The organism is Streptomyces viridochromogenes DSM 40736 (genome assembly GCF_000158955.1).
In the GTDB taxonomy this organism is placed as follows: domain Bacteria; phylum Actinomycetota; class Actinomycetes; order Streptomycetales; family Streptomycetaceae; genus Streptomyces; species Streptomyces venetus.
This window is the reverse complement of record NZ_GG657757.1, coordinates 1,654,595-1,681,257: the sequence shown is the minus strand read 5'-3', so window position 1 is coordinate 1,681,257 and position 26,663 is coordinate 1,654,595. Positions and strand designations below refer to the sequence as shown.

Annotated in this window: 25 protein-coding genes and 1 pseudogene; 20 read left to right on the top strand and 6 right to left on the bottom strand. The window is 71.9% G+C overall.

The window, feature by feature from the left end:
- The 3 genes from SSQG_RS07275 to SSQG_RS07265 form a co-directional block, all read left to right on the top strand.
- The coding region (locus SSQG_RS07275) for a hypothetical protein (RefSeq protein WP_244299068.1) at positions 1-1,079 on the top strand (1,079 nt) is incomplete at its 5' end.
- Positions 1,076-2,278, top strand: a complete 1,203-nt coding sequence (mycP, locus tag SSQG_RS07270) for a type VII secretion-associated serine protease mycosin (protein WP_003989079.1) — start codon at positions 1,076-1,078, stop codon at positions 2,276-2,278. The genes SSQG_RS07275 and mycP, both read left to right, overlap by 4 nt.
- A 126-nt stretch (positions 2,279-2,404) precedes the next feature.
- A complete protein-coding gene (locus SSQG_RS07265) occupies positions 2,405-3,118 on the top strand; it encodes an SseB family protein (protein WP_039932100.1) in 714 nt (237 codons plus the stop codon).
- Between the two features lie 25 nt (positions 3,119-3,143).
- Here the strand turns inward: SSQG_RS07265 and SSQG_RS07260 are convergent, their stop codons facing one another.
- Entirely contained in the window at positions 3,144-3,500 is a 357-nt protein-coding gene (locus tag SSQG_RS07260) for a DUF1844 domain-containing protein (protein WP_078506821.1), read from the bottom strand.
- Between the two features lie 395 nt (positions 3,501-3,895).
- On the opposite strand from SSQG_RS07260, the gene infC reads away from it, so the two are divergent.
- From infC to SSQG_RS07210, 10 genes and pseudogenes are all read left to right on the top strand, one after another.
- Positions 3,896-4,546, top strand: a complete 651-nt coding sequence (gene infC, locus SSQG_RS07255; RefSeq protein WP_003989076.1) for a translation initiation factor IF-3 — start codon at positions 3,896-3,898, stop codon at positions 4,544-4,546.
- Between the two features lie 108 nt (positions 4,547-4,654).
- Positions 4,655-4,849, top strand: a complete 195-nt coding sequence (gene rpmI / locus SSQG_RS07250; RefSeq protein ID WP_003989075.1) for a 50S ribosomal protein L35 — start codon at positions 4,655-4,657, stop codon at positions 4,847-4,849.
- A gap of 94 nt (positions 4,850-4,943) precedes the next feature.
- Positions 4,944-5,327: a 50S ribosomal protein L20 gene (gene rplT, locus SSQG_RS07245; protein ID WP_003989074.1), complete on the top strand. Its 384-nt coding sequence runs from the start codon at positions 4,944-4,946 to the stop codon at positions 5,325-5,327.
- 94 nt (positions 5,328-5,421) lie between these two features.
- The gene (locus SSQG_RS07240; protein WP_039932097.1) at positions 5,422-6,276 is read left to right on the top strand and encodes a TrmH family RNA methyltransferase; all 855 of its coding nucleotides are present in this window, start codon (positions 5,422-5,424) and stop codon (positions 6,274-6,276) included.
- Positions 6,277-6,329: 53 nt separating this feature from the next.
- Entirely contained in the window at positions 6,330-7,490 is a 1,161-nt protein-coding gene (locus SSQG_RS07235; protein ID WP_003989072.1) for a sensor histidine kinase, read from the top strand.
- Between the two features lie 138 nt (positions 7,491-7,628).
- The gene (gene pheS / locus SSQG_RS07230) at positions 7,629-8,756 is read left to right on the top strand and encodes a phenylalanine--tRNA ligase subunit alpha (protein ID WP_003989071.1); all 1,128 of its coding nucleotides are present in this window, start codon (positions 7,629-7,631) and stop codon (positions 8,754-8,756) included.
- Positions 8,756-11,270, top strand: a pseudogene (gene pheT / locus SSQG_RS07225) (phenylalanine--tRNA ligase subunit beta). Before pheS ends, pheT begins: the two are co-directional and overlap by 1 nt.
- A 175-nt stretch (positions 11,271-11,445) precedes the next feature.
- Complete coding sequence (locus SSQG_RS07220; protein ID WP_039932095.1) at positions 11,446-12,483, top strand: SpoIIE family protein phosphatase; 1,038 nt, start codon at positions 11,446-11,448, stop codon at positions 12,481-12,483.
- Between the two features lie 259 nt (positions 12,484-12,742).
- Entirely contained in the window at positions 12,743-14,083 is a 1,341-nt protein-coding gene (locus SSQG_RS07215; RefSeq protein ID WP_003989068.1) for a hypothetical protein, read from the top strand.
- Between the two features lie 106 nt (positions 14,084-14,189).
- A complete protein-coding gene (locus tag SSQG_RS07210; protein WP_003989067.1) occupies positions 14,190-14,735 on the top strand; it encodes an NUDIX hydrolase in 546 nt (181 codons plus the stop codon).
- 32 nt (positions 14,736-14,767) lie between these two features.
- Here SSQG_RS07210 and SSQG_RS07205 read toward each other — a convergent pair whose 3' ends face one another.
- Positions 14,768-15,025: a hypothetical protein gene (locus SSQG_RS07205; protein WP_003989066.1), complete on the bottom strand. Its 258-nt coding sequence runs from the start codon at positions 15,023-15,025 to the stop codon at positions 14,768-14,770.
- A gap of 197 nt (positions 15,026-15,222) precedes the next feature.
- Positions 15,223-16,095: a 3-hydroxybutyryl-CoA dehydrogenase gene (locus SSQG_RS07200; protein WP_003989065.1), complete on the bottom strand. Its 873-nt coding sequence runs from the start codon at positions 16,093-16,095 to the stop codon at positions 15,223-15,225.
- Between the two features lie 180 nt (positions 16,096-16,275).
- Between SSQG_RS07200 and SSQG_RS07195 the strand changes: the two genes are divergently transcribed.
- A complete protein-coding gene (locus tag SSQG_RS07195; RefSeq protein WP_039934852.1) occupies positions 16,276-17,514 on the top strand; it encodes a glycoside hydrolase family 10 protein in 1,239 nt (412 codons plus the stop codon).
- A gap of 1 nt (position 17,515) precedes the next feature.
- Here the strand turns inward: SSQG_RS07195 and SSQG_RS07190 are convergent, their stop codons facing one another.
- Both SSQG_RS07190 and SSQG_RS07185 read right to left on the bottom strand, forming a co-directional pair.
- On the bottom strand, positions 17,516-17,716 hold the full coding sequence (locus tag SSQG_RS07190) for a DUF1918 domain-containing protein (protein ID WP_003989063.1): 201 nt from the start codon (positions 17,714-17,716) through the stop codon (positions 17,516-17,518).
- Between the two features lie 103 nt (positions 17,717-17,819).
- Positions 17,820-18,737, bottom strand: a complete 918-nt coding sequence (locus SSQG_RS07185) for a DMT family transporter (RefSeq protein ID WP_003989061.1) — start codon at positions 18,735-18,737, stop codon at positions 17,820-17,822.
- Here SSQG_RS07185 and SSQG_RS07180 point away from each other — a divergent pair.
- The 3 genes from SSQG_RS07180 (at position 18,736) to SSQG_RS07170 (ending at position 21,319) form a co-directional block, all read left to right on the top strand.
- A complete protein-coding gene (locus tag SSQG_RS07180; protein ID WP_003989062.1) occupies positions 18,736-20,172 on the top strand; it encodes a PLP-dependent aminotransferase family protein in 1,437 nt (478 codons plus the stop codon). The two genes, SSQG_RS07185 and SSQG_RS07180, sit on opposite strands and share 2 nt — an antisense overlap.
- 39 nt (positions 20,173-20,211) lie before the next feature.
- Positions 20,212-20,652 (top strand): GNAT family N-acetyltransferase, encoded by a 441-nt coding sequence (locus SSQG_RS07175; RefSeq protein ID WP_003989060.1) that lies wholly within the window; start codon positions 20,212-20,214, stop codon positions 20,650-20,652.
- Positions 20,653-20,725: 73 nt separating this feature from the next.
- Positions 20,726-21,319, top strand: a complete 594-nt coding sequence (locus SSQG_RS07170) for a histidine phosphatase family protein (protein WP_003989059.1) — start codon at positions 20,726-20,728, stop codon at positions 21,317-21,319.
- On the opposite strand, the gene SSQG_RS07165 is transcribed toward SSQG_RS07170, so the two are convergent.
- Positions 21,301-21,741 (bottom strand): DUF6314 family protein, encoded by a 441-nt coding sequence (locus tag SSQG_RS07165; protein WP_003989058.1) that lies wholly within the window; start codon positions 21,739-21,741, stop codon positions 21,301-21,303. The genes SSQG_RS07170 and SSQG_RS07165 overlap by 19 nt on opposite strands.
- A 137-nt stretch (positions 21,742-21,878) precedes the next feature.
- On the opposite strand from SSQG_RS07165, the gene SSQG_RS07160 reads away from it, so the two are divergent.
- The 3 genes from SSQG_RS07160 to argJ form a co-directional block, all read left to right on the top strand.
- On the top strand, positions 21,879-24,365 hold the full coding sequence (locus SSQG_RS07160) for an alpha-L-arabinofuranosidase C-terminal domain-containing protein (RefSeq protein WP_003989057.1): 2,487 nt from the start codon (positions 21,879-21,881) through the stop codon (positions 24,363-24,365).
- 152 nt (positions 24,366-24,517) lie between these two features.
- The gene (argC, locus tag SSQG_RS07155) at positions 24,518-25,546 is read left to right on the top strand and encodes an N-acetyl-gamma-glutamyl-phosphate reductase (protein WP_003989056.1); all 1,029 of its coding nucleotides are present in this window, start codon (positions 24,518-24,520) and stop codon (positions 25,544-25,546) included.
- Positions 25,543-26,663 (top strand): bifunctional glutamate N-acetyltransferase/amino-acid acetyltransferase ArgJ (gene argJ, locus SSQG_RS07150; protein WP_003989055.1); only part of this gene is annotated, 1,121 nt, incomplete at its 3' end. The genes argC and argJ, both read left to right, overlap by 4 nt.

Below are 26,663 nucleotides of genomic sequence, written 5' to 3'. Positions count from 1 at the left end.
ACCGAGCCGGCGCCGCGCGGCCCGGCGCCCCGGCGCGCCCCGCACACGAAACGCGCGCGGGTGACGGTGCCGGACCCGGTGCCGACACTCGCGCCACCACCGGGCGCGGCATGCGCATGCCGTCCGCGCCCACCCACCGGCCCGTCCCCGGCGCACCGGCCCAGGATCCGGCCCCCGTCCCGTCGGCTCCGTCCACTCCGCACGCGCCCACACCCGTGACCCCCGACCCGTCCCTCTCCTGGAGCGCCCCCCTGTCGCGGCCCCTCGTGTCCTTCGGAGCGCCCGAGGGGTACGACGGCGACGGACAGCCCCGGCCGCTCGGGCGGCGCGGTGCGTCGCAGGCCGCCGCGGCCGCCGTCTGTCTCGTGCTCGGACTGGGGCTCATCTCGGGCGCGGTCACCGGGAGCTGGCTCGTCGGGGACTCCGGCGACGAAGGCACGCGCAGCACCTTCGCCGCCGCCGGGAGCCTGTGGCACAACGTCCCGGTCGACCAGCTGTTCCCGCCCACCGTGGAAGGGCAGGGCGCCGGCCCCGGCGGAGCCGACCGCACCTGGACCCGTATCGCCGTCGCCCCGGACAGCGGCTGCAAGGGCGCCTTCGACCCCCTGCTGCGCAAGGCGCTGGCACCCGTCGGCTGCGAGCGGCTCCTGCGCGCCACCTACACCGACGCCACCCAGAGCCACGTCACCACCGTCGGCCTGCTCTTCACCACGGCCGACGCCCCGGGCATGACCTCCCTCGCGAACCGTTTCCGCAAGGAGCGCCTGGACCGCCGCAGCGACCTGATGCCCCTGCCGTACGCCGCCAAGGACACGCCCGCCGCCCACTTCGGGGCCGACCAGCGCGCCTCCTGGACCATCTCCGTGCTGACCGAGGCCCCGGTCGTCGTCTACGCCGTCTCCGGCTGGGCCGACGGCCGCAGCGTCGACGACCCGCAGCCCGCCGAGGACGCCATGCAGTCCGGAGCCACCACCGCCCAGGCCCAGGCAGGACTCGGCAACGAGGCACAGGGCCTCGCCGACCGCGTCGAACGCGGCCTGCGCAAGAACGTCCGCTCGGCCTCGGAGCAGCCGTCGTGAAAGCCACCAGAAGGCCGGCCGGGAAAGCCGCCGGGGCCGGCCGGTCCGCGGCGCTGAGCGTCCTGCTCGCCGCCGGCCTCGTCCTCCTCCCCGCCACCACCGCCCACGCCGACGGCATCCGCGCCCAGCAGTGGGCCCTGGAGGCCATGCACACGCAGGAGGCCTGGCAGACCACGAAGGGCGAGGGCGTCACCGTCGCCGTCCTGGACACCGGCGTCGAGGCCGACCACCCCGACCTGACCGGCAACGTCCTCACCGGCAAGGACCTGGTCGGCTTCGGAGCGCAGAAGGGCGATCGCGCCTGGGCCCGCCACGGCACCGCCATGGCCGGCATCATCGCCGGCCACGGACACGGTCCGGGCAACGCCGACGGCGTCATCGGCATCGCCCCCGAGGCGAAGATCCTCCCCGTCCGCGTGATCCTGGAGGACGGCGACTCCTCCCGCGCCAAGGCCCGCAGCACCCGCGGCAACGCCCTCGCCGAGGGCATCCGCTGGGCCACCGACCACGGCGCCGACGTCATCAACCTCTCCCTCGGCGACGACTCGTCCTCCGCGCACCCCGAACCGACCGAGGACCAGGCCATCCAGTACGCCCTGAAGAAGGGCGTGATCGTCGTCGCCTCCGCCGGCAACGGCGGCGAGAAGGGCGACCACATCTCCTACCCGGCCGCCTACCCCGGCGTCATCGCGGCCACCGCCGTCGACCGCTCGGGAACCCGCGCCACCTTCTCCACCCGCCGCTGGTACGCCACCGTCAGCGCCCCGGGTGTCGACGTCGTCATCGCCGATCCCGACCAGAAGTACTACGAGGGCTGGGGCACCAGCGCCGCCGCCGCCTTCGTCTCCGGAGCCGCCGCCCTGATCAAGGCCGCGCACCCGGACCTGACCCCGGCCCAGGTCAAGACGCTCCTGGAGGACACCGCCCGCAACGCCCCCGCCGGGGGTCGCGACGACTCCCGCGGCTTCGGCTTCGTCGACCCGGCCGCCGCCATCAAGGCCGCCGACCGGATCCGGCCGGAGGGCCTGCACTCGGCGGCGTACGGCGGGAAGTACTTCGGCGGCGGCCCGGACGACGCCGCCTCCGGGGGCGACACCGCCGACTGGGCCGCCCCCCTCGCGGGCGGCGCGGGCGGTGTCCTGCTGGTCGCGGCCGTGGCCCTGTGGCGTGGCCGGCGCGCGAGCCGCGACGACTTCTAGGAGACGAACTCCTTAGGAGACGAACTTCAATGGAGACGACCTTCCAGGGAGCCGAGCACCGGAAACGGCTGCCGACGCGTCGGCACCCGGGCCTATAGGGGTCGACGACCGTGGGCGAACAAGAACATCCCCGACCCCGGCTTCTCCGACGACGACGGCTCCGCCGACCCCCGGCTGGGCGCGGCACTCGCCGCCTGGTCCGAGGACCGGGATGCCGTGGGGCCGGTCCTGGACGCCCTCAAGGGCGCCCGGCTGCTCGTCCCCGTCGTGGCCGTGCTCGGCGAGGTCGAGGAGGACGAGCGGGGACTGCGCCGCGAGAAGACCAGCGACATGGCCGTCCCGACCCTGAAGGCCGGAAACCGCACCGCCCTCCCGGCCTTCACCTCCACCGACTCCCTCGCCCGCTGGGACCCGGCGGCCCGCCCCGTCGCCGTACCGCTGCACCAGGCGCTCCAGGCGGCGGCGCACGAGAAGGCGGACACGGTCGTGCTCGACCTGGCCGGACCCGTGCCCTTCGAACTGACCGGGCCCGCGCTGCTCGCCCTCGCGGAGGGCCGTACGAGCACCGACCCGCTCGCCGACCCGGCCGTCGTCGGGGCCGTACGCGCGGCCGTGGCCGCCGAGCCCGCCGTCCTGCGCGCCCACCTCGGGCCGGGCCAGGCCGACGGCACCCTCGCCCTCGTCCTGGACCCGTCCGCGGCCCCGGCCGAGGCCGCGCAGGCCGTCGCCCGGCGGCTCGCCGCCGACGAGACACTGAGGGCCCGCCTGGTGCGCGGCCTCGACCTGGCACTGCTGCCGGCCGGGGCGACGCCTCCGGGCGAGCCCTTGTACGAACGCTGACGCGGGAGGTCAGCCGCGGCGGGAACTAGCCGTAGACCGGGCCGGTGTACTTCTCGCCCGGCCCCTTGCCCGGCTCGTCCGGGACCAGCGAGGCCTCGCGGAAGGCGAGCTGGAGCGACTTCAGGCCGTCGCGCAGGGGAGCCGCGTGGAAGGAGCTGATCTCGGTCGCGGTCGCGTCCAGCAGACCGGCCAGCGCGTGCACCAGCTTGCGGGCCTCGTCGAGGTCCTTGTGCGTGTCGCCCTCCTCGGTCAGACCGAGCTTCACGGCGGCGGCGCTCATCAGGTTGACGGCGACCGTCACGATCACCTCGACCGCCGGGACCTCGGCGATGTCGCGGGCCATGGCGTCGAAGTCGGGGGACTCAGGAGGGGTCTCACTCATGCCCCACACGATAGGCGCAGCGGGGGCGCGCGCCGTACCGGCCCCCGAGGCGCCTGAATTAGCCGTTCCTGGCCATTGCTGGTAACCTCGTGTAACGACCGGTCGGACCCGTATGCCTAGCGGCCCGCGAGCCCGGCCCACAAGTGGAGGCTTTCGAACTCCCACCTGACCGCCCTCAGGGCGTCGGGTCACCGGTCAGACGGTCCCGTCCCAGCGGCGGCGATCCGTCCGAAAGCGCGCCCCGCGGCACCCCGCGGCGGTGCTCCGGTAGTTCGAGGAGCCCCGCCTGGGATCGTCCGGGGCATTTTTTCTGCTTCGACGCGGTTAGGTCTATCGAATAGAGACGTAACGCGGCCGTCCGCCAGACCGCCGCGTGGTGCTACCGAGGAGGATCCATCAGCGCCGAGCCCCGCATCAACGACCGGATTCGCGTTCCCGAGGTGCGACTTGTCGGTCCCAGTGGCGAGCAGGTGGGCATCGTCCCGCTGGCCAAGGCACTGGAGCTTGCGCAGGAGTACGACCTGGACCTGGTCGAGGTCGCGGCGAACGCCCGTCCGCCCGTGTGCAAGCTCATGGACTACGGGAAGTTCAAGTACGAGTCGGCCATGAAGGCCCGTGAGGCGCGCAAGAACCAGGCGCACACGGTCATCAAGGAGATGAAGCTCCGGCCGAAGATCGACCCGCACGACTATGACACCAAGAAGGGTCACGTCGTCCGGTTCCTCAAGCAGGGCGACAAGGTCAAGATCACGATCATGTTCCGTGGTCGCGAGCAGTCCCGGCCCGAGCTGGGCTACCGACTGCTGCAGCGTCTCGCGGAGGACGTCCAGGACCTCGGTTTCGTGGAGTCGAACCCGAAGCAGGACGGCCGAAACATGATCATGGTTCTCGGTCCGCACAAGAAGAAGACCGAGGCGATGGCCGAGGCTCGCCAGGCGCAGGAGGCCCGCAAGGCGGACGCGAAGGCCAACCCCGGCCGCTCGCAGAACGCCGCGGAGGCCGAGGCGCCCGCCGAGGCGCCCGCCGAGGAGCCCGCCGAGGCGTGACCCCCGGGACGCGAGTCCCAGGAAAGCAACCGAAACAAGACGACGCTCCACCGTGCCCGGTTTCGCGACCGGGCATCGGAGCGCCACCGACGAGGAGAGAACGGCGCTATGCCGAAGAACAAGTCGCACAGCGGGTCCAGCAAGCGCTTCAAGGTCACCGGCTCCGGCAAGGTGCTCCGTGAGCGCGCCGGCAAGCGCCACCTGCTCGAGCACAAGTCGTCCCGTGTGACGCGTCGCCTCACCGGCAACGCCGAGATGGCCCCGGGCGACGCCAAGAAGATCAAGAAGCTTCTCGGCAAGTGACGCCCGGCGCGTGAGCGCCGCACGTCAGGACCGGGACCCAATCGATTTCGGGCCGTGTGAGTACCACCGCGGCCCCGCTACAAGGAGTTAAGAAGTGGCACGCGTCAAGCGGGCAGTCAACGCCCACAAGAAGCGCCGGGCGATCCTCGAGCAGGCCTCCGGCTACCGCGGTCAGCGTTCGCGCCTGTACCGCAAGGCCAAGGAGCAGGTCACCCACTCGCTGGTCTACAACTACAACGACCGCAAGAAGCGCAAGGGTGACTTCCGCCAGCTGTGGATCCAGCGCATCAACGCCGCTGCCCGCGCCAACGGCATGACCTACAACCGCTTCATCCAGGGTCTGAAGGCCGCGAACGTCGAGGTCGACCGCAAGATCCTGGCAGAGCTGGCCGTCAACGACGCCGGCGCCTTCGCCGCGCTCGTCGAGGTCGCCCAGAAGGCGCTGCCGAGCGACGTCAACGCGCCGAAGGCCGCGTGACGCCGCGCCGGCACTGAGCCGACGTGACTGAAGGACCCGCAGGCCGACGGCCTGCGGGTCCTGCTGTGTCCGAGTTAGTGACAAGGTGAATCGCATGCCCACCCCCGAGCTCATCTCCCCCCGCTCCTCCCGCGTCCTGGCCGCGCGGCGGCTGGCCAAGCGGAACTTCCGGGGGAAGGAGCGGTTGTTCCTCGCGGAGGGACCGCAGGCGGCGCGGGAGGCGGCGGAGCACCGGGCCGGAGGCTCGGCCACGCTCGTGGAGCTGTTCGCCACGCCGGAGGCGGCCGAGCGGTACGCCGACATCGTGGGGGCCGCCCGGGACGCCGGCGCCCGGGTGCACCTCGCCTCCGAGCAGGTCGTCGCCGACATCTCCACCACCGTCACGCCCCAGGGCCTCGTCGGGATCTGCCGGTTCCTGGACACGCCCTTCGAGGAGGTCCTCGCAGCCCGCCCGCGGCTCGTCGCCCTGCTCGCGAACGTGCGTGACCCCGGCAACGCCGGGACCGTGCTGCGCTGCGCCGACGCGGCCGGTGCCGAGGCCGTGGTGCTGACCGACGCCTCCGTCGACGTGTACAACCCCAAGGCCGTCCGGGCCTCCGTCGGCTCCCTGTTCCACCTGCCCGTCGCCGTCGGTGTGTCCGTGGAGCGGGCGGTCGAGGGGCTGCGGGCCGAGGGTGTCCGCGTCCTCGCCGCCGACGGGGCGGGCGACCGCGACCTCGACGCCGAGCTCGACAAGGGCACCATGGGCGGGCCGACCGCCTGGGTCTTCGGCAACGAGGCCTGGGGCCTGCCGGAAGAGACCCGCGCCCTCACCGACGCCGTCGTACGCGTCCCGATCCACGGGAAGGCCGAGAGCCTGAACCTCGCCACCGCCGCCGCCGTATGTCTCTATGCGTCGGCGCGTGCACAGCGCGCCCCCGCAGGGTGCCGCTCCGTCACCGGGAACTAGTAAGGTGACCAGCTCAGGGACCCTCTGCGGAGCCTGAGAGGTGGGGTACGGGGATGAGTGTCGGCACGAGCAGCGGCCAGGGGGCCCAGGACGCCGGGAGCCCGCCTGCCGCGTCCCGGCCGCCCGGTGATCTCGCCGGCCTCGGCATCGACCCGGACCAGTTGCCCGACGGCCTCGTCGTCGCCGACGAGCAGGGCCGCGTCATCTGCTTCAACGCCGCCGCCGAGCGCATCACCGCCGTCCCCGCCCGGGACGCCCTCGGACAGCGGCTGGAGAAGGCCCTGCCGTTAGAGGACCTGGAAGGGCGCCGCTGGTGGCAGCTGACCGACCCGTACGGCGGCCTCGCCATCCGCGTCGGGCAGCCTGAGCGCAACCTCCTGCTGCCGGGCGGCCGTGAGGTGCTGGTCTCCGCGCGCTACGTCCGCACCCGGCCCACCGGACCCGTCCGCCGCCTCGTCGTCACCCTGCGCGACACCGAGGCCCGGCGCCGCACCGAGCGCAGCCACGCCGAGCTGATCGCCACCGTCGCCCACGAACTGCGCTCCCCGCTCACCTCGGTCAAGGGCTTCACCGCCACGCTGCTCGCCAAGTGGGAACGCTTCACCGACGACCAGAAGCGGCTGATGCTGGAGACCGTCGACGCCGACGCCGACCGCGTCACCCGGCTCATCGCCGAGCTGCTCGACATCTCACGGATCGACTCCGGCCGGCTCGAGGTGCGGCGCCAGCCCGTCGACATCGGCGCCGCCGTCGGACGGCACATCCACGCCTACGTCGCCGCGGGGCAGCCCGCCGACCGGTTCCTGCTGCGCGTCCAGCAGCCGCTGCCCGACCTGTGGGCCGACCCCGACAAGATCGACCAGGTGCTCAGCAACCTCCTGGAAAATGCCGTGCGGCACGGCGAGGGAACTGTCACGATCGACGTCACGGCCACGGCGTCCCCCCGCGACGGCGAGCACGCCGAGCAGGGCGAGAAAGCGGCCACGTCGGTCACGGTGAGCGACGAGGGGCCCGGCATCCCGGAGGAGTCCATGAACCGCGTCTTCACCCGCTTCTGGCGGGGCAGCAAGCGCGGTGGCACGGGCCTCGGGCTCTACATCGTCAAGGGCATCGTCGAGGCCCACGGAGGCACCATCGAGGTCGGCCGCGCGCCCGGCGCCGGCGCCGAGTTCCGATTTACGTTGCCCGTGAGCGCTCCGGCATATCTCGCCTGAGCCGCCCGCGGGCGCATTCGTCCATCTCCACCCCGTTAGACTCGGCCATTGGCACCTCTGTGTCCTTCACACGGCCCTCGCGAGTCGCGGAGTGGGTGACGGGGACCATCAGCCAGCCAATCGGAAGCACGGGAAGAGATGTCGGCACCGAATAAGTCGTACGACCCTGTCGAGGTCGAGGCGTTGAAACCGGAAGAGATCGAGCGCATGCGGGACGAGGCGCTCGCCGCCTTCGCCGCCGCGGACTCCCTCGACGCGCTCCACGAGGCCAAGGTCGCCCACACCGGCCCCGCCTCCCCGCTGGCCCTCGCCAACCGCGAGATCGGCGCCCTGCCCCCGCACGCCAAGGCGGACGCGGGCAAGCGCGTCGGCCAGGCCCGCGGCGCCGTGAACAAGGGCCTCGCCGCCCGCCAGACCGAGCTCGAGGCCGAGCGGGACGCCCGCGTGCTGGTCGAGGAGGCGGTGGATGTCACGCTGCCCTACGACCGCGTACCGGCCGGCGCCCGGCACCCGCTCACCACCATGATGGAGCGGGTCGCGGACGTCTTCGTGGCCATGGGCTACGAGATCGCCGAGGGGCCGGAGGCAGAGGCGGAGTGGTTCAACTTCGACGCCCTGAACTTCCTGCCCGACCACCCGGCCCGGCAGATGCAGGACACCTTCTTCGTGCAGGGGCCCGAGGGCACCGAGGAGTCCGGCTCCGGCGTCGTCCTGCGCACCCACACTTCTCCGGTGCAGGCCCGTGCGCTGCTCGACCGTGAGCTGCCGGTCTACATCGTCTGCCCCGGCCGGGTGTTCCGCACCGACGAGCTGGACGCCACGCACACGCCCGTCTTCCACCAGATCGAGCTGCTCGCGGTGGACGAGGGCCTGACGATGGCCGACCTCAAGGGCACCCTGGACCACATGGTCCAGGCCCTGTTCGGCGCGGACATGAAGACCCGGCTGCGGCCGAACTACTTCCCCTTCACCGAGCCGAGCGCCGAGATGGACATGCTCTGCTACGTCTGCAAGGGCGAGTCCGTCGGCAACCCCGACCGCCCCTGCCGCACCTGCTCGTCCGAGGGCTGGATCGAGCTCGGCGGCTGCGGCATGGTCAACCCGCGGGTGCTCACCGCCTGCGGCGTCGACCCCGAGAAGTACAGCGGGTTCGCCTTCGGGTTCGGCATCGAGCGGATGCTGATGTTCCGCCACAACGTCGAGGACATGCGAGACATGGTCGAGGGTGACGTCCGGTTCACCCGGCCGTTCGGGATGGAGATCTGATGCGGGTCCCGCTTTCTTGGCTGCGGGAGTACGTCGACCTGCCGGCGACGGAATCCGGCCGCGACGTCCAGGACAAGCTCGTCTCGGCCGGACTCGAGGTCGAGACCGTCGAGCAGCTCGGCGCCGACCTCAAGGGTCCGCTGGTGGTGGGCCAGGTGGCCACCATCGAGGAGCTGACCGACTTCAAGAAGCCGATCCGCTTCTGCACCGTCGACGTCGGCCAGGCCAACGGCACGGGCGAGCCGCAGGAGATCATCTGCGGCGCCCGGAACTTCGCCGTCGGCGACAAGGTCGTCGTGGCGCTGCCCGGCGCCGTCCTGCCCGGTGACTTCCAGATCGCCGAGCGCAAGACCTACGGCCGGATGTCCCGCGGCATGATCTGCTCCAGCGACGAGCTGAACATGGGCGACGACGGCACCAAGGGCATCATCGTGCTGCCCCCGGAGACCGAGATCGGCAAGGACGCCGTCGAACTGCTCGAGCTGGTCGACGAGGTCCTCGACATCGCCGTCACGCCCGACCGCGGCTACTGCCTGTCGATGCGCGGCGTCGCCCGCGAGGCCGCCATCGCCTACGGCCTGCCGCTGCGCGACCCGGCCCTGATCGACGTGCCCGGCCCCAACGCCTACGGCTACCCGGTGCAGATCGCGGACCCCACCGGCTGCGACCGCTTCACCGCCCGCACCGTGACCGGCCTGAGCGCCGAGGCACGCTCCCCGATCTGGCTCCAGCGGCGCCTGCAGAAGGTCGGCATGCGCCCGATCTCACTCGCCGTCGACGTCACCAACTACGTGATGATGGAGCTCGGTCAGCCGCTGCACGCCTACGACCGCGGCCTGGTCCAGGGCACGATCGGCGTGCGCCGGGCCGAGCAGGGCGAGAAGCTCACCACCCTCGACGGCGTCGAGCGCACGCTGGACGCCGAGGACCTGGTGATCACCGACGACCGCGGCCCCATCGGACTCGCCGGCGTCATGGGCGGCGCCAACACGGAGATCGCCGACCACGACGACGTGGAGAACGCCACCGCGGACGTCGTCATCGAGGCGGCGCACTTCGACGCGACGTCGATCGCGCGCACGGCCCGCCGCCACAAGCTGTCCTCCGAGGCGTCCCGGCGCTTCGAGCGCGGCGTCGACCCGCAGGCCGCCGCTGCCGCCGCACAGCGCACGGTCGACCTGCTGGTCCTCCTCGCGGGCGGCACCGCCGAGGCCGGCGTCACCGAGGTCGTCGCGCCGACCGCGCCGCGCACCATCACCATCCCGGCCGACCACCCGGGACAAGGTCGCGGGCGTCGCCTACGGCCGGGAGACCGTCGTCCGGCGGCTCCAGGAGATCGGCTGCGACGTGTACGGGCAGGACGAGCTGATCGTCACCGTGCCGTCCTGGCGGCCCGACCTCACCGACCCGAACGACCTGGCCGAAGAGGTCATCCGGCTGGAGGGCTACGAGAACCTGCCCTCCACGCTGCCCAAGCCGCCGGCCGGTCTCGGCCTGACGGACCGGCAGCGGCTGCACCGCCGCGTCGGCCGTGCCCTGGCCGGTGCCGGGTACGTCGAGGCGCTGAACTACCCGTTCATCGGTGAGCAGGTCTTCGACCAGCTCGGCCTCGAGGCGGACGACCCGGCCCGCCGCGTCGTGAAGCTCAGCAACCCGCTGAGCGACGAGGAGCCCGCGCTGCGCACGTCGCTGCTGCCGGGCCTGCTGGGCGCCCTGCGGCGCAACGACGGCCGGGGCTCGCACGACCTCGCGCTGTTCGAGACGGGTCTGGTCTTCCGGCCCCGCGAGGAGCGGCGGATCGCCGCCGTGCTGCCCGTCGACCGCCGCCCGACCGACGAGGAGCTCGCCGAGCTGGACGCGGCGCTGCCCGAGCAGCCGCGGCACGCCGCGGTCGTCCTCGCCGGTGCGCGCGAGCAGGCCGGCTGGTGGGGCAAGGGCCGTCCGGCCGACTGGGCCGACGCGGTGGAGGCGGCGCGGACGGTGGCCCGTGAGGCCGGTGCCGAACTGGTCGTTCGCAACGGGCAGTACGGGCCGTGGCACCCGGGGCGGTGCGCCGAGCTGGCGATCACCGTGGACGGTGCCGAGCGCGTCGTGGGCCATGCCGGTGAGTTGCACCCGCGGGTCGTGAAGGCCCTGGGCCTTCCGGCACGGACCTGTGCGATGGAGATCGACCTGGACGCGGTGGAATCGGCCGGTGACGCGACCGTCCAGGCGCCACGCATCTCCACGTTCCCCGTGGCCACGCAGGACGTCGCCCTGGTCGTCGACGCGGTCGTTCCGGCGGCGGAGGTCGAGGAGGCCCTGCGCGACGGGGCCGGGGAACTGCTGGAGTCGATCCGGCTGTTCGACGTGTACGAGAACGTCGAGCAGCTGGGGGAGGGGCGCAAGTCGCTGGCGTACGCGTTGCGGTTCCGGGCCCCTGACCGGACGCTGACCGTGGACGAGGCTTCCGCGGCCCGGGACGCGGCGGTCGCCCTCGCGGGCGAGCGTGTGGGCGCCGAGTTGCGGAGCTGAGCGGCTGTTCGCGCAGTTCCCCGCGCCCCCCAGGAAAGAAGGTCGGGTTGCCTCACTCGTTTGAGTGGTAAAGGTGGGTGATCCTGCCTTTTCGGGCGTGCTGTCGACAGAATCGGACCGGCCTTCTGGGCCGGTCCGATTCTGTGTGTCAGGGCCTAATTGGGGGGCCGTCGGCATGATCCGCGTCAAGGGTCGGGTGGTGCGCGGCCTCGGTCTGCCCGTGGTGTGGGGCGCGGCGGCCGTCACGTACAAGCTGACCTGCCCGCTCGCCCAGGAGACCGACCTGGGGGCGCGGATCGTCACCAGCGCCGTGTTCTTCTCGGTCGGTACCGGGCTGATCCTCCATGTGCGGCAGACGCTGATGCGTGAGCTGCGCCAACTGCGCCGGGTCGCGGGCGCCGCACAGAGTGCGCTGCTGCGGCCGCTGCCCTCGCGGGTCGACGGACTGGACGTCGCCGCCGCCCAGTTGTCGGCCGAGCGCGGCGCCGCGATCGGTGGTGACCTGTACGAGGTCGTCGCCACCGAGTACGGCGTGCGGGCCGTGATGGGCGACGTGCGCGGGCACGGGATCGGGGCGTTCGGGACCGTCGCCGCCGTGCTCGGGTGTTTCCGTGAGGCCGCGCACGACGAGCAGGATCTCGGCGGGGTGCTGCGCCGGCTGGACCGTGCCCTGGCCCGGCATCTGCGGCAGGAGCATCCCGCGAGCGCCGCCGAGGAGTTCGTCACCCTGCTGCTCGTGGAGATCCGGCCCGACGGCGAGATGCTCGCCCTCAACTGCGGGCATCCGTGGCCCTATCGGATGGGCGAGTCCGGCGTGGACCAACTCGCCCCGGCGGATCCGCACCCTCCCCTCGGCCTGTTCCCCCTGCCGGCCGAGCTGCCCACCGTAGGCCTGGGCTACCTGGAGCACGGTGACGCGCTCTTCCTCCACACGGACGGCGCCCAGGACGCGCGGGACGCCCGTGGCCGGTTCTTCCCGCTGTCCAGCGTTCTGACGAACGTCGCGGCGGACGGTCCGCTCTCCTCGCAGCGCGTCATCGGCCGGATCTCTTCCGCCCTCCTGCACCACACCCGGGGCACACCACCCGACGACATCGCCCTGATGGTCATCGCCAACGGCCGGCCCACGCCCCTCAGGGGCGCGGGGAGGAACTGCGCGACCGGCCACGACGCACCCGCGGCCGGCAACGCACCGCTGACACCAGGGCGATGACCGGCCCGGCCAGGGCCGGCGATGCCGTCCGCCCCGCCACGGAGTGTCGGGCAGGCAGCCGGGCGGACGGCGGGTGCGGGCCGCCGCACTGTACGAGGGGGAGCCGGCGGCCCGGCCGGCCTCTTTCGAGGCATTTCAGTCAACCGGCCGGCGACGCTGAGCGACAGTGCGCGCACAGCGCGGATTCGAGCACTCCGTTCACACCCCGTGTGAAGGCGGAACCACTAATCTGGCCGCACCGAGCCACCGGGGGGCCCACATGCAGCCCAACACTCTGCTCGACGCGATCCTGGACGAGGCCGGGATCTCGCACGCGGGGCTGGCCGCACACGTCAACCAGGCGGGACGGGCACGTGGCCTGTCCCTGAGATACGAACACACCGCCGTCGCCCGGTGGTTGAAGGGGCAGCGCCCCCGGGGCCAGGTACCCGACCTGATCTGCGAGGTGCTCGCCGCCCGGCTGCAGCGGCAGGTCACCCTCGACGACATCGGGCTCGGGGTGCCCGGCGAGCCCGCCGCCCCGCACACAGGGTCCCTGTCCGGCTTCGTCGAGCGGGCCACCGCCCTGTGGCGCTCGGACCAGCAGCAGCGCCCGCACATCCTGGGCGCGCCCGCGCTCACCGGCACGCCGGCCGTCATGCCGGTGTGGGAGTGGGAGAACCCGCCCGAGGACGTGGACGTCTCCCGCGGCGGCAGACACCGGGTCACCGCGGGTGACCTGGAGATGCTGCGGTCCGCCCGGACGCACTACGAGCAGATGTACCGCAAGGCCGGGGGCATCGCGACGCGGGCCCGGATCGTCGGGTTCCTCAACTCCGAGGCCGCTCCGCTGCTGCGCGGCAGCTACACCGACGAGACGGGGCGTCAACTGCACCGCGCCACCGGAGGTCTGGTGGCCGTCGCCGGGATCTGCGCCTATGACTCCGACGCGCACGGGCTCGCCCAGCGCTACTTCCACCAGGCCCTGCGGCTCGCGAAGGCCAGCGGGGACCGGGGGCTGGGCGCGTACGTGATCGCGCTGCTCGTCAACCAGTCGCTGTACATGCGGGAGTACCGGCAGTCCGTCGCCTTCGCGGAGGCCGCGCTGCGGGCCGCCGGCAAGCACATCACGCCGGCGCTCGCCTCCGACCTGTACGCGATGCAGGCCAAGGCCTACGCCCACCTCGGTGACGGCACCAGCGCCCTGTCGTGCATCCGGCGGGCCGAGCAGGCGGCGGAGCGGATCCGGCGGGGTTACGAGCCCGATGAGACCGGCTACGTCCAGCCGGGGCTCGTCAACGTCCAGGTGGCGGAGGCGCTACTCAGCCTCGGGGAGATCGCGGCCGCCGGGGAGCACGCCGCCGCCGCCGTCGACAACCCGGCGCACGACCGCGGCCGGGTGCACCGGCTGGCCATGCTCAGCACCATCGAACTGCGGCAGGGCAACGCGGACAAGGCGGTGGCCATCGCCGTGCAGATGGCCGAGCAGGCCCGCGGCATGGAGTCGCAGCGGCTGCGCGACCGGCTGCGCGCGGTCCGCGAGCACCTGGTGCGCAGCAGGTGCGCGGGCACGGCCGAGGCCGCCGAACTCATCGACGGAGCACTGCGCGTACCGTTGTAGATCCGGGCAGCGGCGCCCGCCTGATCCCGAGCCGCTTCCCGTGCGCCTGCTGTCCGTCCGTCCCTGCTGCGATATTGCCACTTACTCGACGGAAGGTGGCAGAACCGTGCAGTGGACGAAACACAACGAACAAGCTGTGTACTCAAACCGCTGGTTCAGCGTCAATCTCGCGGATGTCGAACTGCCGGACGGCCGGCATCTCGACCACTTCCTCATACGGCTGCGGCCCGTTGCCGTGGCCACGGTGGTGAACGAGGCCAACGAGGTGCTGCTGCTGTGGCGGCACCGCTTCATCACGGACAGCTGGGGGTGGGAACTCGCGGCGGGCGTCGTCGAGGACGGCGAGGACGTCGCCCGCGCGGCCGCCAGGGAACTGGAGGAGGAGACCGGCTGGCGACCGGGACCCCTGCACCACCTCATGAGCGTGGAGCCGTCCAACGGGCTCACCGACGCCCGGCACCACGTGTACTGGGCCGACGAGGGCGAGTACGTCGGGCACCCCGTGGACGACTTCGAGTCGGACCGCCGGGAATGGGTGCCTCTCAAGCTCGTCCCCGACATGGTCGCCCGCGGCGAGGTCCCGGCCGCCAACATGGCGGCCGCGTTACTTCTGCTGCACCATCTCAGGCTCGGACAGGACACGTTGCCCTGAACCGACGTGTCCTCGGGCCCGTCAGACAGGCCCTAGCGTCCGAATACCTGCCAGATCGCCATGACGAGGGCACCCACGGCGGTGAGGGCGGCGACCGCGGGCAGCGGCCAGCGCGCGTGTTCGAGCGTGTGGATCCGGGTGTTGAGTTCCTCGATCTCCTTGGCGGTCTCCTCGGTGCGGTGGCTGAGCAGAGCCAGCCCGCCCTCGACGCGGGCGTATGCCACATCGAGGCGGCGTCGTAACTCTGCGAGTTCTCCATGAACGACGGGATGCTCGGGATCGGCGGTCACGAGTCCGCTCCTTTCCGTAGTCGTGTCACATCCCTGGTGTGCGCAGAGGAGTCAACTCGCCTGGTGGGCGCCTGGGGAGCGTGTGCGACGGGCATATGCGAGCCCGCCGCGCACACGGTGTGTGAATGCCACGGGCCCGGCACCAATTCTGGTGCCGGGCCCGTTGGTTGGCCGAAATCTGACCGTCTGTAATCAGCCTAGTACGTGTAGAAGCCCGACCCGGTCTTGCGGCCCAGGCGGCCCGCGTCGACCATGCGCTGGAGGAGCGGGGGAGCGGCGTACAGGGGCTCCTTGTACTCCTCGTACATCGACTGGGCGACCGAGGCGACCGTGTCCAGGCCGATGAGGTCGGAGAGCTTCAGCGGGCCCATCGGGTGGGCGCAGCCCATCTCCATGCCGTTGTCGATGTCCTCGCGGCTGGCGATGCCCGTCTCGAACATGCGGATCGCGGAGAGCAGGTAGGGGATCAGCAGCGCGTTCACCACGAAGCCGGACCGGTCCTGGGCGCGGATCGCGTGCTTGCCCAGCACCTTCTCGGTGAACAGCTGGGCGCGGCCGAGGGTGCCCTCGGAGGTGGTGAGCGCCGGGATCAGCTCGACGAGGTTCTGCACCGGCGCCGGGTTGAAGAAGTGGATGCCGATGACCTGGTCGGGCCGGGAGGTCGCCACCGCCAGCTTCACCAGCGGGATGGAGGAGGTGTTGGAGGCCAGGATGGCGTCGGGCCGGGTCACGACCTGGTCGAGCACCTGGAAGATCTCCGTCTTGACCTGCTCGTTCTCGACGACGGCCTCGATCACGAGGTCCCGGTCGGCGAACTCGCCGAGGTCCGTGGTGAAGTTCAGCCGGGCCTGGGTGGCCTCGTGCTCCTCCTCGGTGATCTTGCCGCGCTCCGCCGCCTTGGCCAGGGAGCTGAACAGCCGGGTCCGGCCGATCTCCAGGGCCTCGCCGGTGGTCTCGGCGACCATGACGTCCAGACCGGCCCGGGCGCACACCTCGGCGATCCCCGCGCCCATCTGACCGCAGCCCACGACTCCGACGCGTGCAATGTCTCCCGCTGGGGTGTCCGTCACATCGTCCCTTTCGCTGCTGATCCACTTCTGGGCAGGTGCTCCGGGTCCCGGCGCCTGCTCCGTTCGTGCACGTTACTCCCAAGTATCGATGATCGATCGAGGGGGGCGGGTCCGCTTCGGGCATGCTGACCCCGGAGCGATCCGCGACGGGGCGGATCCGCGGCTGTTTGGGGCATGCGGATGGGACGAGTGTCACGCAGGGCGTTCGCGGTGGCGGCGCTGTCGGCTTTCACGATGGTGCCTCCGGCGTCGGCCGCGCCCAAGGGAAACAGTACGTCGGGCGGTAAGGCGGCCTCCGGGATGCGGGGGGTGTGGCTGGCCACCGTGGCCAACCGCGACTGGCCCTCGAAGCCGGGGCTGACCGCCGCGCAGCAGCGCGCCGAGCTGGCCGCCCACCTCGACAGGGCGGTCCGCGACCGGCTCAACACTGTGATCTTCCAGGTCAGGCCCACGGCGGACGCCCTGTGGCCCTCGCCGTACGAGCCGTGGTCGCAGTACCTCACCGGGACCCAGGGCAAGGATCCCGGCTGGGACCCGCTGGGCACGGCCGTCGAGCAGGCCCACGCCCGCGGGCTGAAGTTGCACGCCTGGTTCAACCCGTACCGGGTCGCCACCCATGCCGACCCGACCCGGCTCGCCGCCGACCATCCCGCCCGTACGAACCCGGACTGGGTGGTCACGTACGGCGGGAAGCTCTACTACAACCCGGGGATGCCCGAAGTCCGGGCCTTCGTGCAGCACGCGATGCTCGACGCGGTGGCCAAGTACCCCTTGGACGGCGTCCACTTCGACGACTACTTCTACCCGTACCCGGTGGCGGGCCAGACCTTCGACGACGACACGGCCTACCGCGAGTACGGCGCCGGCTTCCCGAACCGGGCCGCCTGGCGGCGGGACAACATCGACAAGCTGGTGCGCGAGACGGCGGACCGCATCAAGCAGATCCGGCCCGGCGTCCGCTTCGGCATCAGCCCCTTCGGCGTGTGGCGCAACGCCGCCACCGACCCGCAGGGCTCGGACACCCGGGCGGGTGTGCAGACGTACGACGACCTGCACGCGGACACCCGCAAGTGGGTGCGCGAGAGCTGGATCGACTACATCGTCCCGCAGCTGTACTGGAACATCGGCTTCGCCGCCGCCGACTACGCGAAGCTCGTGCCGTGGTGGGCGGAGGTCGCGCGCGGCAGCTCGACACAGCTCTACGTGGGGGAGGCGCTGTACAAGGCGGGTGACCCGGCGCAGCCCGCGGCCTGGCAGGATCCGGCCGAGCTGTCCCGGCACCTGACGCTGGCCGGGCGTCACGCACAGGTGCGCGGGCACGTCTTCTTCGCCGCCAAGGACATGGCGGCCGATCGGATCGGGGCCATGGCGCGGGTCGTCGCCGACCACTACGGGCAGCCGGCGCTTCCCCCGCGCTGAGTCACGGCCCGGTGGTGGTCTCCCGGTGCCGGATCTCGGTGTCGGGCCCTGGTGAGCAGACGCCCTCGTGCCCGTCCTCGAACCGGACGCGGTACGGGGGGTTGCCCTCCTGACCCAGCACTTCGACGATCTCGCCGACCTTGTCGTGCTGACCGACCACCCTGCCGTGCTGGACAAGATGGTCGCCCACGGTTGCGCGCATCTGGGGCCTCCTCACGATGGGCTGGTCACGAGCTGCGGAGCGGTCCGTGGCCACGAGTCTACGGCGGGGGACGCGGGTCGGCAGGGGCCGTGCGCCGTCTGGCTCAGCCGCGGGCCCGCTGGGTGACGGCGATGCAGACCAGTACCGCCGCGGCCGTCAGTGGGGCCGCCACCGTCAGGTGCTCGCCCAGCAGCAGCACCGACCACACCAGTGTGAGGAGGGGCTGGGCGAGCTGCAACTGGCTGGCCTTCGGGATGCCGATCGCCGCCATGCCCCGGTACCAGAGGACGAGACCGAGGAACTGCGAGCCCGCCGCGACCCACAGCAGCCCGGTGACGCTGTGCGCGGTGAGGTGCACGGGCTCCTGCGCCAGTGCCAGCGCGGCGGCGGGCACGGTCAGCGGCAGGCACAGCGCGAGCGCCCAGCCGATGACCTGCCAGCCCGGCATGACCCGGGCCAGCCGGCCCCCCTCGGTGTAGCCGGCCGCGCACACCAGCAGTGCCGCGAACAGGTACACGTCGGCCGTGCTCAGAGCGCCGCCGCTCTGCTGCACGGTGAAGGCCAGCACCGCCGCGGCTCCGGCGAGAGCCGCGATCCAGAAGGTGCGCGACGGCCGGGTACCGACCCGCAGGGCGGAGAAGAGCGCGGTGGTGAGCGGGAGCAGTCCGACCACCACGGCCGCGTGCGCGGTGGTCGAGGTCTGCAGCGCCAGCGTGGTCAGCAGCGGGAAGCCGAGCACGACACCGGCCCCGACGACCGCGAGGCCCGGCCAGTGGCGGCGGGCGGGCAGCGGAACGCGAAGGGCGAGCAGACAGCCGCCCGCGATCACCGCGGCCAGCACGCTCCGCACGGCGACCAGCGGCCAGGGCCCGAATCCCTCCAGTCCCCAGGCGGTGGCCGGGAACGTGAGGGAGAAGGCGACGACGCCGAGGGCGGCCTGGAGGGTGCCGAGGCCGGGGCGGTCCGGGGCCTCGGCGACTGCTATCCGTGGTGCGGCAGTAGCGCTACTCTGTGCTCTCATGCATGAGCGTAGCAGCGTCGGTGAACTGGCGGAACGGCTGCGGGACGAGCTCGACCGCTACTCGCCCGGTGGAAAGCTGCCGTCGAGTCGGGCCCTCGTCGAGCGGTTCCGGGTGAGCCCGGTGACCGTGTCGCGGGCCCTGGCCCAGCTCGCCTCCGAGGGGCTGGTGGTCACCCGGCCCGGCGCGGGCGCCTTCCGGGCCCCGGTCCGGACGGCACCGGCCCCCGCCGGGGACACCTCCTGGCAGGAGGTCGCGCTCAGCGCGGACGGTGCCGCCGATCTCGTACCGCGCTCGGTGGACGCCTCCGGGGTGCTGGTCTCGCTGGCCGCCCCGCCGCCCGGCGTGATCGAGTTCAACGGCGGCTATCTGCACCCGTCGTTGCAGCCGGAGCGGGCGATGGCCGCCGCCCTGTCCCGCGCGGGACGCCGTCCCGGAGCATGGGGGCGCCCGCCCATGGAGGGGCTGCCGGAACTGCGCGAGTGGTTCGCGCGGGGTATCGGAGGGTCCTTCACGGCCGCCGAGGTGCTGGTCACCGCCGGCGGGCAGTCCGCGCTCACCACCGCCCTGCGCGCCCTCGCCCCGCCCGGGGCCCCCGTCCTGGTCGAGTCGCCGACGTACCCCGGCATGCTCGCCATCGCCCGTGCCGCGGGCCTGCGTCCGGTGCCCGTACCGGTGGACGCGGACGGCGTGAAACCCGCGCTGCTCGCCGACGCGTTCCGGGCCAGCGGCGCCCCGGCCTTCGTCTGCCAGCCGCTCTTCCAGAACCCCACCGGTGCCGTGCTCGCGCCCGAGCGGCGCCGCGAGGTGCTGCGCATCGCCCGTGAGGCGGGCGCGTTCGTCGTCGAGGACGACTTCGTGCGGCGGCTCGTGCACGAGGACGCCGGGCCGCTGCCGCGCCCGCTGGCCGCCGACGACCCCGACGGTGTCGTCGTGCACGTCTGCTCGCTGACCAAGGCGACCTCGCCGAGCTTCCGGGTGAGCGCCCTGGCGGCGCGCGGCCCGGTCCTGGAACGGCTGCGCGCGATCCAGGTCGTCGACACCTTCTTCGTTCCCCGGCCCCTGCAGGAGGCAGCGCTCGAACTCGTCGGCTCGCCCGCCTGGCCGCGCCATCTGCGGTCCGTGTCCGCCGAGTTGAAGGCACGCCGGGACGTGATGACCGGAGCGCTCGCGCTGCACCTTCCGGAACTCGCCCTGCCGCACGTCCCGTCCGGCGGCTACCACCTGTGGCCTCGTCTGCCCGACGGGACGGACGAGTCGGGTCTGGTGGCGGCCGCCCTGCGGGCCGGCGTCGCGCTCGCCCCCGGCCGCCCCTACTTCAGCGCCGAGCCGCCGGCCGCGCACATCCGGCTGAGCTTCGCCGCCGTCGCGGGCACCGGGGAGATCGCCGAGGGGGTACGGCGGCTGCGCACGGCCTGCGACGAGGTCCTGGGATAAGTGTTCGACGCGTGGCGGGCGACCTGCGAGCATCCCGTCATGACCGACACGCCGAGCCTGCCCGAGGGCTACGAGATCTCCACCGACCCCGGCCGTATCGACGCCGCGCGCGTGCACCACTGGCTGTCCACCGACGCGTACTGGGCGCTGGGCCGCCCCCGCGAGAAGCAGGACCGGGCGATCGAGGGGTCGCTCAACTTCGGGGTGTTCGACACCGCTTCGGGAGAGCAGGTGGCCTACGCCCGGGTCATCACCGACCGGGCGACCTTCGCCTGGCTGTGCGACGTGTACGTCGCCCCGTCGGTGCGCGGCAAGGGCATCGGCACCGCGTTCCTGACGGCCGTACGGGACGAGCTGCGGCGGTACGGGGTGCGCCGGGTCCTGCTCGCCACGCACGACGCGCACGGCGTCTACGAGAAGCTCGGGTTCGCCGGGCTGGAGGTCCCCGAGCACTGGATGGCGCTCATCTTCGACCAGTGAGGGCGGGCACACCCTGGGTAACTCCCAGGTAACATCTCTTGACCTGCGCACTTGCGGGACGCACCATCCCCGCATGCCACTGAGGGTCACGTTCGTCGCCGCTGCCCGCAGCTCCCCGCTGCTCGCCGAGCGTTTCGAGGACGACCGGCCGCTGGACCAGGCCGGCTGGGGCGAGGTGGAGCGCGTCGCCCACGAGCTGCTGCCGCTCGCCGCCGCCGAGCTGCGGTACTGCTCGCCCACGCCGCGCAGCCGGGCGACGGGGGAGGGGCTCGGATACGCGCCGCTCGTGCAGCTCGGGCTGCGGGACTGTGACATGGGCCGGTGGCGGGGGCTGACCCTGGGCGAGGCGATGGCCAGGGAGCCGGAGGCCGTGGACACCTGGCTCGCCGACCCGCGCGCCACACCGCACGGCGGGGAGTCGCTGGTGGACTTCATCACCCGGGTCGGCGGCTGGCTCGACACCCGGCCCGTCGAGGACGGCTGCCGGCTGGTGGCCGTTGCCGAGCCGTCCGTGATCCGTGCCGCCCTGGTGTACGCGCTGAAGGCGCCGCCCTCGACGTACTGGAACCTCGACGTCCGTCCGCTGTCGACGACCGCCGTGACGGGCCGGGCGGGACGCTGGAACCTGCGCTTCGACGGGGTGTCCGCTCAGCCTTCGCGCACGTAGTCGGTGCGCAGCACCAGGTCCTTGGCCGGGCCGCGCACGCGCCACACCGTCCGCCAGTGGTCCGCGTCGGTGACGGTGAACTCGCCGCGGTAGAGGTCCGCCGCGCAGGGGTGGTCGGCGATGTGCCGGCCGGAGGCCAGGTCCAGGTCGTGGAACGGCCGCCCGTCCGCGAACCGCACCTCGGCCGTGCCGCCCGGACCCGGCAGGAACCGCAGCGTCCGCTCGGCCGGCCGGGCGACGCCCTGCCAGACGAAGGTGCCGGACTCGTGGTGCAGCAGCCCGCCGTGGTCCAGTGCGCCGAAGGCGGTGGTGCCGGTGAACCGCCCCTCCTCGCCGCTCGCGAGATCCCGCACCGACCGCGCCACCCGCCAGTGCCCGGCCAGATACGTCAGTACGTCCGGTACTGGCCAGAACTCGCCCATTCCGCCCCGCTCTCCGTCCCGGCCGTTGCTGCGCGACCCATTGACGCGCTTGATCCCCCTCCCTATCTTGCCGTTCGAAGTGCTGATCAATGTCTGATATTTCGAACACTCCTCTACCAGAGAGCCGCGGAGTATCCATGCCACGCACCGCCCGCACCCGATGGAGAGTCGGCCTCACGACCACCGCCCTCCTGACGGCAGCAGCCCTCGTACCGGCCCCCGCGCACGCCGAGGACGTCACCGACTACGCGATCACCGTCGACCCGTCGTCCGCCAAGGGCGCGAAGATCGACGACATGATGTACGGCGTCTTCTTCGAGGACATCAACCGGGCCGCCGACGGCGGTCTGTACGCCGAGCTCGTGCAGAACCGTTCCTTCGAGTACTCCACCGCTGACAACGGTTCCTACACGCCCCTGACCTCCTGGACGGTCGGCGGTACGGCCCAGGTCGTGGACGACTCCGGCCGGCTCAACGAGCGCAACCGCAACTACCTCTCCCTGGGCGCCGGTTCGACCGTCACCAACGCCGGCTACAACACCGGCGTCCGGGTCGAGCAGGGCAAGACGTACGACTTCTCCGTGTGGGCCCGCGCCCAGGGCGGCACCACGCTCACCGTCACCCTGAAGGACACGGCGGGAACGCTGGCCACCGCCCGCCAGGTCGCGGTGAAGGGCGGCTGGGCCCAGTACAAGGCCACGTTCACCGCCACCCGCACCAGCAACCGCGGCCGCCTCGCCGTGGCCTCCACGAACGCCGCCGCGCTCGACATGGTGTCGCTGTTCCCGCGCGACACCTACAAGAACCAGCCGAACGGCCTGCGCAAGGACCTCGCCGAGAAGATCGCCGCGCTGAAGCCGGGCTTCGTGCGCTTCCCCGGCGGCTGCCTGGTCAACACCGGATCCATGGAGGACTACAGCGAGGCGAGCGGCTGGCAGCGCAAGCGCAGCTACCAGTGGAAGGACACCGTAGGCCCGGTCGAGGAGCGCGCCACCAACGCCAACTTCTGGGGCTACAACCAGAGCTACGGCCTCGGCTACTACGAGTACTTCCGGCTCTCCGAGGACATCGGCGCCATGCCGCTGCCCGTCGTCCCCGCCCTGGTGACCGGCTGCGGTCAGAACAAGGCCACCGACGACGGGGCGCTGCTCGAGCGGCACATCCAGGACACCCTCGACCTCATCGAGTTCGCCAACGGCCCGGCGACCTCCACGTGGGGCAAGGTCCGCGCGCGGATGGGCCACCCCAAGCCCTTCCACCTCACCCACATCGAGGTCGGCAACGAGGAGAACCTCCCGAAGGAGTTCTTCGCCCGCTTCCAGCAGTTCCGGGCCGCCGTCGAGGCGAAGTACCCGGACGTCACCGTCATCTCCAACTCGGGTCCCGACGACGCCGGCTCGACCTTCGACACCGCCTGGCAGCTCAACCGCGAGGCGAAGGTCGACATGGTCGACGAGCACTACTACAACAGCCCGAACTGGTTCCTGCAGAACAACGACCGCTACGACTCCTACGACCGGAACGGCCCCAAGGTCTTCCTCGGCGAGTACGCCTCCCAGGGCAACGCCTGGAAGAACGGCCTCTCCGAAGCCGCCTTCATGACCGGCCTGGAGCGCAACGCGGACGTCGTCAAGCTCGCCTCGTACGCCCCGCTGCTCGCCAACGAGGACTACGTCCAGTGGCGGCCGGACATGATCTGGTTCAACAACCGGGCCTCCTGGAACTCCGCCAACTACGAGGTCCAGAAGCTGTTCATGACCAACGTCGGCGACCGCGTGGTCCCCTCGAAGGCCACCACCACCCCGAACGTCAGCGGCCCGATCACCGGCGCCGTCGGCCTGTCGACGTGGGCGACCAGCGCCGCCTACGACGACGTGAAGGTCACCTCGGCGGACGGCTCGACGCTGCTCAGCGACGACTTCTCCGGTGACGCCTCGAAGTGGACGGGCAGCGGCCGCGGCAGCTGGAGCATCCAGGACGGGAGTTACGTCCAGACGGACGCCGCGACCGAGAACACCATGGTCACGGCGGGCGACCCGGCCTGGAAGGACTACGACCTGCATGTGAAGGCCACCAAGAAGTCCGGCAAGGAGGGTTTCCTCGTCGCCTTCGGCGTCAAGGACACCGGCAACTACTACTGGTGGAACCTGGGCGGCTGGAACAACACCCAGTCCGCGATCGAGCAGGCCGTGGACGGCGGCAAGGGCACCCTGATGACGAAGGCCGGGTCGATCGAGACGGGCCGTGCCCACGACATCGACATCAAGGTCCGCGGCCGTCACGTCACTCTCTACCTCGACGGCAAGGAGTGGGGCAGCTTCTCCGACGACAAGCCGGCCGAGCCGTTCCGCCAGGTCGTCACCGAGGACGCCAAGACCGGGGACCTGATCGTCAAGGTCGTCAACGCCCAGTCCGCCGAGGCCCGTACCGCCGTCGACCTGGGCGGCGCGAAGGTCGCCTCCACGGCTCGCGTGACCACGCTGGCCGCCGACGAGGGCGCCGTGAACACCGAGACGGACACACCGGTGACCCCGGTGACGTCGACCTTCCGGGGGGTGGCCGGGAAGTTCACCTACACCTTCCCGGCGAACTCCGTGACGTTCCTGCGGATCAAGCAGAAGTAGGACCCGCCGGTGCGGGCCGCCGTCCCCCGGGGCTGTGGCCCGCACCGCGGGCGTCACTGGTGGCAGGGCCCCCGAGTAGCCGCACGGCACCTGAATGGGATTGCATAAACGTGCAGAGAAACGTATAGTCATGCCCTCTAGGAGGAGGTTCCATGGCGGTACGTGCGGCAGTGGCCGGAGCGAGTGGATACGCGGGCGGGGAACTGCTGCGTCTGCTCCTGGCGCACCCCGAGGTCGAGATCGGCGCCCTGACCGGCAACACCAACGCCGGACAGCGGCTCGGCGCGCTCCAGCCGCATCTGCTGCCGCTGGCCGGCCGGGTGCTCCAGGAGACGACCGCCGAGGTGCTCGCCGGGCACGACGTCGTGTTCCTCGCCCTGCCGCACGGGCAGTCCGCCGCCGTGGCCGAGCAGCTCGGACCGGACGTGCTGGTGATCGACATGGGGGCCGATTTCCGGCTCACGGACGCCTTCGCCTGGGAGAAGTTCTACGGCTCGCCGCACGCCGGAACCTGGCCCTACGGTCTTCCCGAACTGCCGGGTGCCCGCGCCGCGCTGGAGGGGTCCAAGCGTGTCGCGGTGCCCGGTTGCTACCCGACCGCCGTCTCCCTCGCCCTCTTCCCGGCGTACGCCGCCGGCCTCGCCGAGCCCGATGCCGTGATCGTCGCCGCCTCCGGCACGTCCGGCGCGGGCAAGGCGCCCAAGCCCCACCTGCTGGGCAGCGAGGTCATGGGGTCCATGTCCCCGTACGGCGTCGGCGGCGGGCACCGGCACACGCCCGAGATCACCCAGAACCTCAGCGCGGCGGCGGGGGAGCCGGTCTCCGTCTCCTTCACGCCGACCCTCGCGCCGATGCCCCGCGGGATCCTCGCCACGTGCAGCGCCTCCGCGAAGGACGGCGTCACGGGCGAGTCCCTGCGCGCCGTCTACGAGAAGGCCTGCGCCGACGAACCCTTCCTGCACCTGCTGCCCGAGGGCCAGTGGCCCGCCACGGCGTCCGTCTACGGTTCGAACGCCGTTCAGGTGCAGGTCGCGTACGACGAGGCCGCCGGACGGATCATCGTGATCAGCGCCATCGACAACCTCACCAAGGGCACCGCCGGCGGTGCCGTGCAGAGCATGAACCTCGCCCTGGGACTCGACGAGACCACGGGACTGACGACGATCGGAGTTGCGCCGTGAGTGTGACGGCAGCAAAGGGATTCACGGCGGCGGGCATCGCCGCCGGGATCAAGGAGAACGGCAACCCCGACCTGGCCCTCGTGGTCAACATCGGCCCCCGCCGCGCCGCCGCCGGCGTCTTCACCTCCAACCGTGTGAAGGCCGCGCCGGTCCTGTGGTCCGAGCAGGTCATCAAGAGCGGCCAGGTGTCCGCCGTCGTCCTGAACTCCGGCGGCGCCAACGCCTGCACGGGGTCCAAGGGCTTCCAGGACACGCACGCGACGGCCGAGAAGGTCGCCGAGGTCCTCGGCCGGGGCGCCATCGAGGTCGCCGTCTGCTCGACCGGCCTGATCGGCGTCCTCCTCCCGATGGACAAGCTGCTCCCTGGCGTCGAGAAGGCCGCCGGATCACTGAGCGAGCACGGCGGCGAGAAGGCCGCCATCGCCATCAAGACCACCGACACCGTCCACAAGACGTCCGTCGTGACCAAGGACGGCTGGACCGTCGGCGGCATGGCCAAGGGCGCGGGCATGCTCGCTCCCGGCCTCGCCACCATGCTCGTCGTCCTCACCACCGACGCCGACCTGGACGACGACGCCTTGGACCGGGCCCTGCGGGCGGCCACCCGCACCACCTTCGACCGGGTCGACTCCGACGGCTGCATGTCCACCAACGACACCGTGCTGCTGCTCGCCTCCGGCGCCGCCGGCGTCACTCCCGAGTACGCGGAGTTCGCCGAGGCCGTACGGCAGGTCTGCGACGACCTCGGTCAGCAGCTCATCCGGGACGCCGAGGGCGCCAGCAAGGACATCAAGGTCGAGGTGATCAACGCCGCGACCGAGGACGACGCCGTCGAGGTGGGCCGCTCCATCGCCCGCAACAACCTCCTCAAGTGCGCCCTCCACGGCGAGGACCCCAACTGGGGCCGCGTGCTCTCCGCCATCGGCACCACCTCCGCCGCCTTCGAGCCCGACCGGCTGAACGTCGCCATCAACGGCGTCTGGGTCTGCAAGAACGGCGGTGTGGGCGAGGACCGCGAGAAGGTCGACATGCGCTACCGCGAGGTGCACATCGTCGCCGACCTCGCCGCCGGTGCCGAGACCGCCACCATCTGGACCAACGACCTCACCGCCGACTA